The 14,981-nt window shown below is 44.8% G+C and carries 10 protein-coding genes; 4 read left to right on the top strand and 6 right to left on the bottom strand.

The genetic code is table 11. The annotated features are described in order from the left end of the window. Window positions 1–21: 21 nt before the first annotated feature. Both Q1A41_RS16255 and Q1A41_RS16250 read left to right on the top strand, forming a co-directional pair. Window positions 22–1,374: an HDOD domain-containing protein gene (locus tag Q1A41_RS16255; RefSeq protein ID WP_299981120.1), complete on the top strand. Its 1,353-nt coding sequence runs from the start codon at window positions 22–24 to the stop codon at window positions 1,372–1,374. A 135-nt stretch (window positions 1,375–1,509) separates the two neighbouring features. Next, entirely contained in the window at window positions 1,510–1,989 is a 480-nt protein-coding gene (locus tag Q1A41_RS16250) for a DP-EP family protein (protein WP_299981117.1), read from the top strand. A 6-nt stretch (window positions 1,990–1,995) separates the two neighbouring features. Here the strand turns inward: Q1A41_RS16250 and Q1A41_RS16245 are convergent, their stop codons facing one another. From Q1A41_RS16245 to Q1A41_RS16220, 6 genes are all read right to left on the bottom strand, one after another. Beyond that, entirely contained in the window at window positions 1,996–4,524 is a 2,529-nt protein-coding gene (locus Q1A41_RS16245; protein WP_299981115.1) for a serine/threonine-protein kinase, read from the bottom strand. A gap of 299 nt (window positions 4,525–4,823) precedes the next feature. After that, entirely contained in the window at window positions 4,824–7,355 is a 2,532-nt protein-coding gene (locus Q1A41_RS16240) for a serine/threonine-protein kinase (RefSeq protein WP_299981113.1), read from the bottom strand. Window positions 7,356–7,398: 43 nt separating this feature from the next. Next, complete coding sequence (locus Q1A41_RS16235; protein WP_299981111.1) at window positions 7,399–9,990, bottom strand: serine/threonine-protein kinase; 2,592 nt, start codon at window positions 9,988–9,990, stop codon at window positions 7,399–7,401. Window positions 9,991–9,993: 3 nt separating this feature from the next. After that, window positions 9,994–10,959 (bottom strand): FHA domain-containing protein, encoded by a 966-nt coding sequence (locus tag Q1A41_RS16230; protein ID WP_299981109.1) that lies wholly within the window; start codon window positions 10,957–10,959, stop codon window positions 9,994–9,996. Between the two features lie 649 nt (window positions 10,960–11,608). Next, a complete protein-coding gene (locus Q1A41_RS16225) occupies window positions 11,609–12,880 on the bottom strand; it encodes a dicarboxylate/amino acid:cation symporter (RefSeq protein WP_299981107.1) in 1,272 nt (423 codons plus the stop codon). Between the two features lie 114 nt (window positions 12,881–12,994). Then, complete coding sequence (locus Q1A41_RS16220; RefSeq protein ID WP_299770486.1) at window positions 12,995–13,270, bottom strand: HU family DNA-binding protein; 276 nt, start codon at window positions 13,268–13,270, stop codon at window positions 12,995–12,997. A gap of 197 nt (window positions 13,271–13,467) precedes the next feature. Between Q1A41_RS16220 and Q1A41_RS16215 the strand changes: the two genes are divergently transcribed. Together Q1A41_RS16215 and ubiA are read left to right on the top strand one after the other, a co-directional pair. Then, a complete protein-coding gene (locus Q1A41_RS16215) occupies window positions 13,468–14,016 on the top strand; it encodes a chorismate lyase (protein ID WP_299981105.1) in 549 nt (182 codons plus the stop codon). After that, the gene (ubiA, locus tag Q1A41_RS16210; protein ID WP_299981103.1) at window positions 14,013–14,897 is read left to right on the top strand and encodes a 4-hydroxybenzoate octaprenyltransferase; all 885 of its coding nucleotides are present in this window, start codon (window positions 14,013–14,015) and stop codon (window positions 14,895–14,897) included. The genes Q1A41_RS16215 and ubiA overlap by 4 nt, the downstream gene beginning before the upstream one ends. The last annotated feature ends 84 nt before the right edge of the window (window positions 14,898–14,981 follow it).

Raw genomic sequence — 14,981 nt, 5'->3', positions numbered from 1 at the left:
CTACGACGTAAGGAGGTCAGATTGTCTAGCGTACCTACCAGTGTTATGGAACAACTGGACACTCAAAACATCGGCTATCAAATTGCTAGCGCCAAATTCCCCCCAGGTAGCGGTCGCCGTGTGCGCGCCACTATCTTGCAAGATAATCTTGGCCAACTGCAGGCGCTCTTGCCAGCCGATCGATTGTTAGACCTTCGCCTTGTCAATGAGATATTAGGTCGAGAGCTGCGGGCCACCAAACAAAAAGATCTCCAACTACTATTCGATAAGTACAAGCTGCAAAATATTCCAGCACTACCAAAGCTTGCCGGAATGCCCACCATCGTGGATGCGAGCTTGTTACAAACAGATCAGCTATTGCTAGCTTCTGGCAGCTTAGGTGAAGTCTTGGCCGTCAGTACCTCCGATTTCAAGCTAGCCATGAACGATGCCGAAATTGGTGATATCAGCTTGCCGATAAGCGCGGATGCTTTAGTCGATGATGCAGCGGCCATTACCCAGTCTGTGCAATCTTTTACCAAGCGACGCATCGAACAGCGTTTAGAAGAAACACTTGAGCTGCCTTCGCTGCCAGAAACAGCACAGCGAATTATCAATTTACGAGTAGACCCCAATGCTGACATCTCCGATCTAGCCAGTATCGTCGAGATGGACCCAAGCCTAGCAGCACAGGTAGTCAGCTGGGCTAGCTCGCCATACTACTCAGCACCCGGAAAAATTAAATCGATTCACGATGCCATCGTCAGGGTTCTAGGCTTTGATATGGTGTTAAATTTGGCATTGGGTCTTGCTCTTGGTAAAACCTTGAACATGCCCCAAGAAGGGCCTGCCGGTTCTACTCATTATTGGCATCAATCGGTATTTACCGCTGCCATGGTTGAGGCCTTAGTCACCAAGATCCCTAGAGAGCATCGCCCTGGCTTTGGCATGTCTTATTTGTCAGGATTGCTCAGCAACTTTGGCACACTGGTAATGGCTGAAGTATTTTCACCCCACTACAGCGACATTTGCCGCCTGCAAGAAGCTAACCCACACATTCCTTATCAAGCCGTTGACCGCCACGTACTAAAAATCAGCCGCGATCAGTTGAGCTCTTGGCTGATGGATCTATGGAATATGCCACCTGAAGTGGTCGCCGCTTTGCGCTTACAAGGCATGCCGCAAGCCGAAGATGAGCAAATTGTTTACGCTCAACTGGTGTATGTCGCTAGAGCCATGTTGTGTAAGCAGAATCTTATCCACGGCCCCAACTTGCCGGTTGAGGACAGCCTATTAAAAGAGCTGCACTTATCGCGAGAACAAATCGAAGAAGCCGTTGAAAGCATCGCTGAATCAAAAGACGAGCTGCTCTCAATAGTGAAAGAACTTTGCTAAAGGCTTTATCTATCCCTCAAATTATTACGCCCGCTTGTAAGGGCCTGTAATAACCCGTAATGGCCGCAAGGACGCCGCCTAAGTAGGCTCCCTGCTGCTCTGATCTAAAAAAATAACAGCAAAAGGAAGACTCTTATGTCTACTGCAAGTACATTAGTAATTAAGGTCCCTCAGGGCCAAGGCTGCATCCAGAATTTCACATTAGAGCCTAGCTTGCCCGATGGTGACGTAGCTGGGGAGTGGAAGTTTAGCCAAATTGACGAGAATGGAAATTGCCAAGATGCCGATGATTTCTCCGTTGTTTTTGATAAAAACTCCTCATGGCTACAAAAGCAATCGGAATTATGTGTATTAGTAGTCACCATGAATAAACCTGGTTGGCGCTTTGCTATGGAAGGAACCAAAAGCTGTAAAAACGAAGAGAATACCGCCGATGTTCTACATGATGTAAGAACAGAAATTGGCGGCAACGGCAAGGTATTAAAGGCTTACATTCAAAGCCTGGGGAATCTTGACGAAACCGTTGGCTTTTCTTTTGTTGCAGCCCACGTTAGTGAAAACGGGACTACAACTATTTACCAATCTCCAGATCCTAAAGGAAATATTCAACGCTAAACCTTGTTAGGGTTCACATTTAAGCTCGGTGAGCTTTGTAAATTTCGCACCATGATTCGGATCTTTACAAAGCTCATCAAACCAAGACATAGAAAACCAAATTTTGTCATTTCCGTATTCAAGCGAGTTTTCAATAGCCACGATTGCCGACAAGTAGTCCTTCATTTTTGTAAAAATAAGCGCTTCTGTATAAGCCACATCAGGGCTCCTCGGTACAATCTCTTTTGCCTTTCGAACTTCCCTTAGAGCATTTTTTAAGTCTCCCAAGTGGGCAAAAGCTTGCGACCTAGGTATGAGGTCTCTCACATCACTTTTTCCTTGTCGATCGCTCAAGATTTTCTCATAAAGCTCGCCGGCCTCTTTTGTTTTTCCCATAAGTAGATAATTATCAGCCAAGTTTAGAATCCAGCCATCTCCACTTGGGCTTAACTTCTTTGAGATTAACAATTGTTCTTCAGCCAGAAGGTACTCTCTCTTCAACATGTATACGAGACCCAGATTCGCATGTACAAAACTAGTTGGAGAAACCTTGACCTGATTCAGGTAAATCTCTTCAGCCTCATCTAAGCCACCCAAATATGTAAGAACATAGGCCTTTAAATAGCTGATATCCATGTTACCAGGATACTTCTTCGCAGCTTCATTTAGTTTTTCTATGGATTCTTTAGATTTTCCCTGCAACCACAAAATTAATGAAATATTGTAGTACAACTCTGGAGCCTCTCTATATTGCAAAGCAATCTCAAAGTGCCCAATTGATTGATCATAGTTTTCCCTTGCTCTTTCCAGCATACCAAGCAAAAACTCCTTGTCACGCTCGCCTCCACCTAAACTTCGAAAAGCAGAAATTGCCATCTCTGCTCTTTCGAAATCTGAGATTTCAGTGAGAAATTCCGCCTCCAATCGCCTTAGAATCAGGCTATCTGAATTATTTGACTTTGCTACTTCGATAACTTCCTTTAATTTATTGACGAAAGATTCATCTTGGGTTTCGTGGTAGGTATCTAAAGAAAGGTGGACGTAATGGGCTAATGCAGGCTCGAACTTAGGGTAAGATTCTATCAACTGGGCCAGACTAGATAAGGCCTCAGCTTTTGTCAAACTTCCATTTTCATGCCCTAAGCGGCTCTCGACATAACTGCGATAAGCTTTTTCATCAATAGCTTCGCTAAGAGAGGTTATTCCCCTTGGAAACTCAAAAAGAGTGGCCAAATTCTTTTGGACAATCTCATAGATTTGTAGCGGGCTCTCATCCACTAATTCTATCGTACTTGATTTATCCTTTACTCCCTTTCGGATATTTCTAAGCCGCAGCTCGCAAAGCAATCGTTGACACTCCAGCTCACTTTGTATGAGCATATCAGCACCTAAATCCGTAAAAATATCACTTAGGTTTTCCTTGTAGGAAACAGTATCTTTTTCCGAAATTAAATGGGCATTCCTCGCTCGTATCACTCCATCATTGAGGGCGTCCTGCACAGTTTTTGAAGTAAACTGATAGTCTAAACCATCCTTAAATACTTTCTTTGTTGGCAGCACTGCAACATAAATAGTTTCAGGCTCAGGCTGGGACCAGCGATAAAGCTCTAGCGCGATAAAAACCAATAGAACCACAGACGTTAAATAAGCCGCCAGTTTTACCCAACTTAAATTATTTGATATCGCCTTGTAGCTACCCCCATATAGGGTAAGTGTGGGGTCGTCCACCTTATCGCTAAGCTGTACCGAATGTGACTTTAAAGTTCTGATCAATTCAGGGATATCTTGCGGCCTCTTATCTGGGCTCTTTTCAAGACATGCATCTAGGCAATCCGTAAAACCACTTGGTAAACTTTCGCAGGCTAGGGAAGGGGCTGGCATATTCAGAATTTTTTCGACTTTAAGCAGTTCACTTTCAGCCTCAAAAGGGTGGCATTCTCTGAGTATTTGCCAAGCTACAATGCCAAAAGAAAAGATATCACTTGCAGCCGTTAGTTTTTCACCTCTGATCTGCTCTGGCGACATTGCCGCCAGGCTGCCCGAGATATTATTGTGCTTAGTTAGCTCGATAGTGTCCCCAGATTGACGCTTGGCAATACCAAAATCGCCAATTTTTGCCCGGCCATGAGCGTCGATTAAAATATTATCGAGCTTTAAATCCCTATGAATGATTCCCTGGCTATGAGCTGCCGCCAAGCCGTCTAAAATTTGAACGAGCACAGCCAGCTGCTGGCGTTGGCTAAGATCATTTTCTTTAAGATGTCGACAAAGAGAGCGGCCTTCCACGTACTCCATGACCAAAGCAAATTCATCACCCTGATCAATGACATCGTAAATCTGAACCACGTTTGGATGGTTTAATTTGGCAAGCACTTTGGCTTCGCGGCGTAAACGCTCCATCAAAGCTTCGGATTGCTGCTTATAAAGGCATTTAATAGCCACTTTGCGCTTTAGGCGACGATCTTCCGCTAGATATACAATCCCCATCCCCCCGCGCCCAAGGGTACTTAAGATGTTGTAATGAGCGATACTGTCTGGACGATCTGGGTGCTTCATAGCGTCTTCTTATTGTGATCCAATTCACACTAAAATGGTTTTGTCTTGAGAGTATGAGGTAGCCATTAAAGTAGCAGAAATACGATAGCAGCTAAATAGTCATAACTATGAGTTTTGCCCATGAATGTAAACAGGGGCATATCGCTGGTGTTGGCTTAGCCGGGCTCAAGCGGGAGTTTCCGCCAGTTTGTGAGCCTATACCCCAAGATAGACGCTATGTTGATGTGTTTTTCTGAAACAATAAATGTTTACTTGGATTCACGTTTATATGCTTAGAACAAGCTTTTAATCCATGCGGACTAAATTAAGCAAGGGTTGCCTGTAAGCTCCATAAACTGTTTTCGATAATCTTCGCTTTCACAAATGGGATCAAACCAAGAAAGTAGGTACCACACTTTTCCAACGCCAAGCTCTATTGATTTTTCGGCCGCTAGTAATGCGGATGAGAAATCTAATAGCTTGGTATACACAATGGCCTCTGCATAAAGCGTATCGGAATTATTAGGTGATATTTGCTTTGCCCCTTGTAGAGCCTCCAAAGCTTTTTTTGAGTCCCCCGTGTGAATATAGGCCTGGGCCAAGCCTGCTAGGCTATCGCTGTCATTTTCAAACTTCAAAGAATCAATCAATATTAAATAGTGCTCTTTAGCTTTTTCGTCATGCCCTTGCAACAAGTAATTATCCGCTAGATTTAACCTCCAGTTACCTTCTTTTTGTGTTTTCTGCCCAGCAAGTATTAAGTACTTTTCGGCTTTTTTATATTGCCTTTTAAGCATGTACAGCAAACCGATATTTACGACTGTTGAACTTACCTGTGACTTTTCTTCAAATTCTAGATAAAGATCTTCTGCTTTGTCTAGATCTCCTTTTGTCATGTAGAACGCCGCCAGAGATAGGCTCGCACGCATATCTTTAGGATTTATTTCGAGCGCTTTATTTAGAGAAGAAATGGCCTTGTCCACATTTCCTAAATACCAGTAGTTTATTGCCATATCCCGATATGCCCGCACACTCGGTCTAAGCTCACTAGCCGCTTGAAAATGAAAAACTGCTGTTTTGTAGTTTTCGCGTTTTTCCTCTACCAACCCTTTGAGGGTATGAATCTGCCTGATATCTCCAAAATCATTCTCTAGCTTAGATACTTCTTTCAAAGCCTGATCAAGCTGGCCAATTTCCGCATATACTTCAGCTCGTAGTAGACCTAGTTTATTGCGATTAATTTTTGAGTATTCTGCCGTTTTCAGAGCTTCTAGAATGAGTTCCTTAAATGACTCATCTTTTGTTTCACTGTATTGATCAAGACTAATTTTTATTAATAATTCATACAAAGGCTCAAAATCGGGCGCCCGGGAAATCAAGCCCTGAAGCTGGAAAATCAGCTCAGTATAATTGCTCTCACTTTTCTGGGAGTTAGAATTCAGTTTTACATATTCTTTATAATCCTGTTCGCTAACCACCTCGCTCAAGGCGAGCAGCCCTTTCCTCCCCGGGAATAACTCAGCTAGGTTTAACTGAGTTAGACGATGAACCTCCAACAGTTTAGGATCCACGATATGGTCGAATCTTCTTGATAGCCTTCCCTTAGACGACTCTAAAATCAAATTTAAGTCGCAACGAAAGTCTCGACAGCTTAGCTCACTTTTTAAAACCGCATCCGCAGACAATGCGGAGAATATTTGATCAGTTTCCTCAAGATAATCCGCCACCTCAAAAGCTGGAATCAGATAACTATCATCTAAGTTGATAACGCCTTCCTGTAAAGCGTCATAAACAGTCTTCTGAACTTCGGCATAGCTAAGGCTATCTTCCACATGTAAAACGGGGGGCAAGACTGCCACGTAGACGGTTTCGTTCTCAGGTTTAATATGGCTGATCAAAATGAAGCTAAGAATAGTTATCAAAAGGAGTGCAGAGACGGCAATTAATAATTTGCGCCGAACATCTTTGAAAGACTTCTTCCTAAACAGCTCGCTCACATTAGTCAAAGTCGGATCGCTCTCACTTTCATTCAAGTTTTTTGAGCATGCTCTCAGTGACTTAATTATCTCTGAAATATCAGAAGCCCGATTTGCCGGATCTTTTACCAGAGTTTTATCTAGGTGTTCGACCAGACCTTTCGACAGCCCCTCCTCTTGAAAAGAGGCAGCCGGCTCATTAAGTATTTTCTCTACTTTCAACAATTCATTTTCGGCCTGAAACGGATGCCTTTCCTTTAGTATTTGCCAAGCAATCATGCCAAAAGAGAATATATCACTCGCCTCCGTTAGGTCTTCACCACGTATTTGCTCTGGGGACATAGCAGCTAAGCTTCCTAAAACGCCACCATGTCTACTTAGTTCAAGTGTTTCTTCTGACTGCTTTTTTGCAATACCAAAATCACCAATTTTTGCACGTCCATCTATATCTACTAAGATGTTATCCAGCTTCAGGTCACGATGGATAATCCCCGCTCTATGCGCCGCAGAAAGGCCATCTAAGATTTGGACAAGCAATGTCAATTTTTGACGTAGTGATAAATGAAAACCTTTTATTCGCTGATTAAGTGATTGGCCCTCCATATACTCCATAACAAGAGCGACATCACCCTTTTGCTCTATCAGATCATAGACTTTTACTACATTTGGATGATCTAGCTTTGCCAGCGCTTTAGCTTCGCGGCGTAAGCGTTGAATCAAAACCTCAGCATGCTGATTTTTGTGTAAACACTTAATTGCCACTTTACGCTTTAAACGAGCGTCTTCTGCAAGGTATACAACCCCCATTGCACCACGACCAAGAACACCAAGAATGCGATAATGGGAGATTTTTTCTGGGCAATCGATCTCTTTCATATGGATCTACTACGCTTCTTTGCGAATTTCGTTACTACACAACTTAAAGGACAGCGCTTTTTAGGGGCGGGAAGGAGCAGTTCAAACCAGTAATATCTTCAAACTCTTTAACTGATCTTTCTGATTTACATAAAACATCAAACCACGGCAAGGCAAACCAGTTCTTCTGTATACCTATGTCTATTGCCGTTTCAATCCACAACAAACTAGAGTCATAGTTCCCAACCTTGCTATACACAATTGCCGATGCAAAAGCTACGCTTTTATTCGAAGCATCCACCGCCTGTGCTTTTTGAAGAATTCTCAAGGAAGCCATGGTCTCGCCCATTTGAATCAAAGACCTGGCCTGATAACTCAACTCGCTGGCATTGCCATCTGCAACATCGAAAGATGCTACGTTTTCAAACTCTGCTTGCGCAGCTTGCAGATTGCCAGCCAAGAGATGACTGTCACCAAGGTATAATGAATATAAACGCTCCTTTGGCTTTAGTCGCTTTGCCTTTGAAAAGTAGTCTATTGCCGAGCTGTAGTCCCTCTCTAATAGAGCCAGTAGACCAAGACTTTCGTAAACGCTAACAACCGGATGTTTTGCTAATATTTCTAGATACATTTCTTTAGCAGCAGAGAAATCACCGCTGGCCATAAAAATACTCGCCAACAAGCTGTGGCTTTGCATGTCTTCCGGGCTGTATTTTATGCTTTCTTGAATATTAGCTACCGCTTCTTCCTTGTCACCCGCCTTCCAGTAGGCCTCAGCTAAGTCTCTATACGCTTGGCTACTGCTTCGCAACTGCAATCGTTTACTAAATTTTTCTATTGCCGCGGTGGTATCACCTCGAGCCATTTCAACTTGGGCCAACATTCGTTCACTATCCCAAGGGTCTAAAGCTAGTTTAGACATTAACTCAATGCTGCCCACAGCCTTGTTATAGTCTTTACGGAGCAAATAGATATCAAACCAGATCTCGTGAAGATCGACACTCTGTGAAAATAGTGGCCCTGCCTTATTCAGCATTTCTTGCAGCTTAGTCAGAATTACCTCGCTGCTCTGAGCTCGATACTGTTGCAAACTCACATCGGCATAGAGTTGGTAAAGCTGCCAAAACCTTGGTGCACGGCGCTGCATCGCTTCTAATTTATCAAGCAGTTCAAGTGCGGACTTAGAGTCATCTATTTGCAGCTGCTTTAATTTTAGAAACTGTTGATAATCCGCTTCGGAAACCACTTCCACAAGTGGCATTGCCATGCCACTTGCATTCATCAGCTTCCTAACCGCCTCTTGACCGCGACCATGTACTTCTAATAATTTCTTATTCAGCAGTGCCTGACGATTCTGCTGTTGAACGGCCCAGCGATCGCCCGATAACTCCGATAGCGTTAATTGGCATCTTTGCTGTTCACAACTTAACTGGCTGCTTAAAACGATATCAGCACCCACCGCAGTACCCAACTTGCCACCACTGCGGCGTGCCGAATTAACTTCAGCTGGTGAAATTAAATGGCTATTCGGTAAGCTTCTAACACCATCCTGGAGTGCCAAAAACACAGATGCTTTCATATCTCTAAATTGTGCAGGGTCGCTGGCTTCTAGCTCTGGTTCCACTACGGCAATATGCATTACTGGCTGCTTAAAGAGTAACTCCAATGGGTTGAATCGAATTCCAATATAAGCAACTACAGCCAACACAAGGCTAAACCCGACTACTTTGGAAATGCGCCCCCAGTAGTTAACTTTAGGGGAGGGAATATTGAAATCCGAGCGCAGTATATTATGCGCCGTCATTTCTCCGCTTAGCTCATCAGAAACCTGTGGCAATAGCACTTGCAGCTGCCTTGCCAACCAGCTTGCACTGGAAGGTCTTTGCTTGGGGTCTTTTATAAGCAAACTATCGATTAGCTGACATAGCTCAGCTGGCAGATCCGCCTCGGTCTCGGACATGCGCTGGGGGGTGTTATTGAGTATTTTCTCAATCATTAATAGCTGGCCCGCTTCATCACCGAAGGGGTGCCTACCCAGTAATATGCGCCACGCTAAAATACCAAAAGCAAACAAATCACTACCAGGGCCAACCTTCTCGCCACGAATTTGCTCGGGCGACATCGCACTATAGCTTCCAGATACCGCATCGTGCTGAGTAAGATTAGTTACGTTGGGGTCTTGTGATTTAGCAATGCCAAAATCAGTAAGCTTTAATAGACCTTGGCGATTTATTAAAATGTTATCCAGCTTAAGATCTCGATGGACGATTCCTGCATTATGCGCGGCCGCTAAGCCATCAGCTATTTGCGCCAAAAATAATAGCTTCTGTTTTTGATCACATAAGTTTTCACGCAAATATTGTCTTAAAGTACGCCCCTCAACATACTCCATAACCAAGGCTAAGTTATCTTGGTTATCAATAAAATCGTAAACTTGAACAATATTGGGATGGTTCAGCTGAGCCAGCAATTGCGCTTCATGTCTTAAACGCTCCGTTAAGACTTCATCAGCGATGTGTTCATTAATGCACTTAATAGCCACTTGTCTTTGCAGGCGATCATCTTCGGCAAGGTAAACCACCCCCATGCCACCCTGTCCAATGACATCATGAACACGGTAGTTTTCTATTGTTTTGGGGTGTTCACTACTATTCATAAATCACAAGTCGACAGTAGCGTCTAATCGATGAGTTACTTCGGCGCCTTTGCATACACTGTAGCGGCTGCCGCCAAAACGCAGGCGCCCCCGCATTCGTTGAATTAATTTATTCAATCCGGTGACAGTAGGCAATGCCTCGGCAAGTTGCTTGCGAGCCCTGAAAATCAGAATGTTTAAATGCCCAGCATCTAAACCAAGCTCTTTCGCTAAGATTTCCGTATCCACCCAGCCCTGACTATTAATATCTAAGCCGCTCAGGGCATCCTCTGCTCGATGACGGGCCAGATGCAACAACACATAATGGTGTGAGCGTTCACCTAGATCTATATTCCCTGAGTCCGTACACAGGCTCAAGCGGCTATTTTCTTCATCTAAACTTGTCTCAAAACGAAAATCGAAATCCGAAAAATGCCTAGGTTTAATACTGACTTGCTCGGTAGCCGCTATTTGCTCAACTAAAAACAGCTGCCACAGTTGTGATTGGCAATGGAATTTATCACCGTGGCGCAGCACTCGGGTTTCGCCTGTAGAAATATCCTCAAGGTGCCATTGGCCATCTTCCGCACTCAAACTTAAGGCCAATTCTGGCTTTTCGTCATCCGGTAATAAATGGTAGTTTTGCAAACAGTAGTTAGTACTGTCTTGCAAAGAGAATAAAACGTCCTGGGGTGCATCGAGGTTTTCGACAAGCCAAGGCATTTGTTCAGGTGAACCAAAATGAACTTTCTGCCCTAACTTAAGCGCACAGGGCTCCCCGGTAGATAGTTTTTCACCATCTAACCATGTGCCATTTCGGCTTAAGTCACGCAGCAACCATGAGACGCCATTCCATTCGATGGCGGCATGAATTCTTGATACAGCGGCCAAATCAACACAGCTGTCTACTTGATCTTGCAAACGGCCAAAAGTGTGATGGGCGCGCAAAGGCTGAACGCGGCCAGATCCAAGATCCCGCATTTGCGCCATGTAATAACTCCCGAAGTCCTTGGTAGTGTATTGGTTCGCTGCTTATGATGCAGCTAAACCTTATTGCTTAAAATACCAGCAATATTACAGTCAGCCTCTATTCAGCCTAGGCCCTTTAATATAAGCCATTACCGAAACAGTGAGCGACTGTTTAAAGCAGCTTACAAATTCACCCTCAATCAGCTACTACAGCTGGCTAGATGACAGTTATGCAAGTCATTAAGAGGCTTTATTACACCACAATACACGCCGAGTTGTAATATGCTGTAATACAGAAAAAGCGCCAGTCGTTCTATATTTAAACCTCACAATCTGCTGTGATCACCTAGCCAAAAGGAAGCGGCTCTTCTTCGGAAGCGATCAAAACTCTCAGTAGAGCGCAGCTACAAGGAAGAAGCACAATACAGGAAGTTTGCAGTGCATTGCTCGGCAGGCACATAGCTTTTGCGCTTTATCTGAAACGGAAATACACAGATTGTGAGTTAGTTTTCGTCCTAAAGGAAAAGGTCTGTCACAAGGACCGTGACGAAAACTTTTCAAGGAAGGGTGCAGGGAGCAATTATTAGGGCACGTTGGTTGGTAATGAAGCCCCAATGGACCAAAAAGGAGAGCATTAGCTCTCCTTTTTTCTTTCTAGGCCTCACTAATTTTAGTGATCCTGCATAGGCTTGACTGGGCCATCAAAACATTCCTTGTCTAAAGCGCCTTCACTTTTGGCGACAATAGCTGTAACAGCGGAATCTCCTGTTACATTGACGACTGTTCTAGCCATATCCAACAAACGATCAACGCCAATAATGAGCGCTATACCCTCCACCGGCAATCCGGCCTGCTCAAGCACCAAGGCTAAAGTAATTAGACCCACACCAGGTACACCCGCTGTTCCAATAGACGCCATTGTCGCCGTCAGAATGACCATCAGGTAACCCGTTAGGCCTATATCGATGCCATAGGCCTGGGCGATAAAAACAGTGGCCACGCCCTGCATCACCGCTGTGCCATCCATATTGATCGTAGCCCCTAGAGGAACGGTAAATGAAGCAACTCGGTTATCAACACCTAAACGCTCTTCAGCCGTACGCAGAGTCACAGGAATCGAAGCATTCGACGATGAGGTACTGAAAGCAAACATCATCAGTGGACGCAGCTTGGATAGGAAAGTAACTGGGTTTAGGCCGCCAAATACACGTAATAAGGTTGGGTAAACCACAATACCATGCAGTACCAGCACACCAAATACTGTGAAGAAATAAGCCGCTAGCTTATTGATGCCCTCAAAACCTAAGCCTGAGAACAGCTTGGCCAACAAGCAAAATACGCCATAAGGGGCAAAATTCATCAACATCATGACCATTTTCATGATCACTTCATTTACATCTTCAAACCATGACAGCAAACGCTTACCGGCTTCGCCTGCACGAGACATCGAGATACCAAATAACAGCGCAAATACGATAATTTGCAGCATATTGCCAGTGCTCATAGAGGCTACAGGGTTACTAGGGAAAATATCGATCAATACCTGTTTAAACGGCGGCGCTTCCTTAGCAACATAATCAGACGTCGTCGGCAGGTCCATACCGGTTCCAGGGCTGATCAATATTGCCGCAAAGAGTGCAAAAGTAATCGCAATACAGGTAGTTAATAGATATAAACCAACCGTTTTACCCGCCATTGGGCCTACTCGTCCCTGTTCACCTAGGGCTCCAGAGCCACAAATAAGGGAAACCAATACCAAGGGCACCACAAGCAGCTTAAGCGATTTGACGAATATTTGACCAACAACATCGAAAACCCCATCAACCATATAGACCTGCAGCCACTGGCCAAAGCTACCACCACCTTCAATGATCATCTTAAAGCTGATACCAACCAGCAAGCCCAGCCCCATGGCTAAGAGGATTCGTGTTGTTAAAGTCATAAAAAACCTATGAAACTGAATACCAGCTCAGAGCGCTGTTTGCTCCAAGCTAGGCAATAAATGATTACAGAGTAAATACTACTTTGCCCGTGAGGGCACGAAGGGGATTGTAAATTAACTGTTAACCGCGTCTTTTAGAGCTTTACCCGGTTTGAAACCCACAGTGTTACTAGCCGCAATTTCAATGCTTGCACCGGTTTTAGGGCTGCGACCAGTGCGGGCTGCACGGTGACGCTGACTGAATGACCCAAAGCCCACTAGGCTCACGGTATCATCGCGACTCATTGCATTGGTGATTTCATCCAATATGGCATTTACCACATCAGCGGCTTTCTCTTTAGGTAAATCAGCCTGATCGGCCACAGCGGCCACTAAATCAGTTTTGTGCATAGTTATTATCCTATTGTTATTGCTGTTGGATTGGCCCCACATTAAACCAAGGCCCGGCCTATAAACCAAGCTTTGAAAGAATATCTTGCCGATAAACAAATGCGGTGTTGGCACCTTAGGTCAATGGGCACTAAAATAGCGCCTTTGTAATATAACGATGCGGCGACTGTTGCCCGCAAGATTTCGGAACCCGCCGTTTGAGAACACATGCCCCGCGCTGGCACAAACAAGCCAGCCCTGACCTTAGTCAGCTACAAAAGCAGTGGCTACTAGGCACAGGCTCACTGACCCAAAAACTGATGGAAGCCTGCCAGGGCGATTTCTCCTTGCGAATTTTAAGACAAGGCCTCGCGACGCCAAAAGTTGATGAAGCTAAAGCCCTAAAACTGCCAGCAAGGCAGCGGGCGCTTATTCGTGAGATTGTGATGTCTGGGGCAGGGCAAGATTGGGTTTTTGCCCGCTCAGTACTGCCACTTAGCACACTGACAGGTCGCCTACGGCAACTCAAAACCTTGGACAATCGCCCCCTGGGGGCATTATTGTTCAAAGATCCGACAATGCAGCGCAGTGAAATTGAAATTAGCCGCTTAGAGCCGCACAATTTTAATTACCCCAGCAGCGCACCTTGCTGGTCGAGGCGATCGGTTTTTCGCTTGGATCAAAAGCCATTATTAGTTGCTGAGGTGTTTTTACCTAGCTTCGAACACTTTTATCAAGGGCAACCTTCCATTAAGGATCATTTATGAGCAGCAGTGCCAGCCCACAACTAAGCCTGAAAGATAAGCTTTATGCCTATGCTCAATTAATGCGAATCGACCGTCCCATTGGCACGCTTCTACTGTTATGGCCAACGCTTTGGGCACTTTGGTTGGCCAATGAAGGGATGCCGCCTTGGCATTTACTGGTAATATTTACCGTCGGCGTTTTTATTATGCGTGCTGCAGGTTGCGTCATTAATGATTATGCCGATCGCAACTTTGACGGCCATGTAGAACGCACCCAGCACCGCCCCTTAGCGGCGGGCAAAATAGCACCTCGTAACGCCCTTATTTTGTTCGCTGGCTTAGGCATTGCGGCCTTTGCATTGGTTTGCCTCACGAACACTTTTACCATCGCACTCTCTTTTGGCGGTATTGCACTGGCCACCTGCTACCCCTTTATGAAACGCCATACCCACCTTCCACAGCTAGTATTGGGTGCTGCTTTCTCCTGGGGCATTCCTATGGCCTTTAGCGCCAGCCTAAACGAGCTGCCGCCTACAGCCTGGTTGGTTTTTACCGCTAATCTGCTGTGGACTGTGGTTTACGATACCCAATATGCCATGGTCGATAGGGATGACGACCTGAAGATTGGCATCAAGTCGACGGCAATCTTATTTGGCGAGCAAGACAAGATGATTATCGGTTGCCTACAGGGCCTTACTATCATGTCCTTGATTGTTTTAGCTAACCGTTTTGATCTTGGTTTTGCCTTTTATATGAGCCTAGCTGTGGCCACAGGCTTATTTGTTTACCAGCAGATATTGATTCGCGGACGCGAACGCCAAGCCTGCTTTAAGGCCTTCTTGAGCAATAATTATGTGGGCGCAGCAATATTTGCGGGTGTTGCACTTAGCTATATTAATTAGCACTTTAAGGCCTATTTGGAGTTTATTTGACCAGAGGGCTATAAGCAGACAAGAAATTGTCATAAAGTTGCAACAAAACCTTTA

Origin of the sequence: uncultured Pseudoteredinibacter sp. (genome assembly GCF_947502065.1) — a bacterium.
Taxonomy (GTDB): domain Bacteria; phylum Pseudomonadota; class Gammaproteobacteria; order Pseudomonadales; family Cellvibrionaceae; genus Pseudoteredinibacter.
This window is presented reverse-complemented; position numbering and strand designations above follow the sequence as displayed.

Coding starts and splice junctions, on each gene's coding strand:
- Q1A41_RS16250 (WP_299981117.1), top strand. CDS start 1,510: ATGTCTACTGCAAGTACATTAGTAATTAAGGTCCCTCAGGGCCAAGGC.
- Q1A41_RS16245 (WP_299981115.1), bottom strand. CDS start 4,524: ATGAAGCACCCAGATCGTCCAGACAGTATCGCTCATTACAACATCTTA.
- Q1A41_RS16240 (WP_299981113.1), bottom strand. CDS start 7,355: ATGAAAGAGATCGATTGCCCAGAAAAAATCTCCCATTATCGCATTCTT.
- Q1A41_RS16235 (WP_299981111.1), bottom strand. CDS start 9,990: ATGAATAGTAGTGAACACCCCAAAACAATAGAAAACTACCGTGTTCAT.
- Q1A41_RS16230 (WP_299981109.1), bottom strand. CDS start 10,959: ATGGCGCAAATGCGGGATCTTGGATCTGGCCGCGTTCAGCCTTTGCGC.
- Q1A41_RS16225 (WP_299981107.1), bottom strand. CDS start 12,880: ATGACTTTAACAACACGAATCCTCTTAGCCATGGGGCTGGGCTTGCTG.
- Q1A41_RS16220 (WP_299770486.1), bottom strand. CDS start 13,270: ATGCACAAAACTGATTTAGTGGCCGCTGTGGCCGATCAGGCTGATTTA.
- ubiA (WP_299981103.1), top strand. CDS start 14,013: ATGAGCAGCAGTGCCAGCCCACAACTAAGCCTGAAAGATAAGCTTTAT.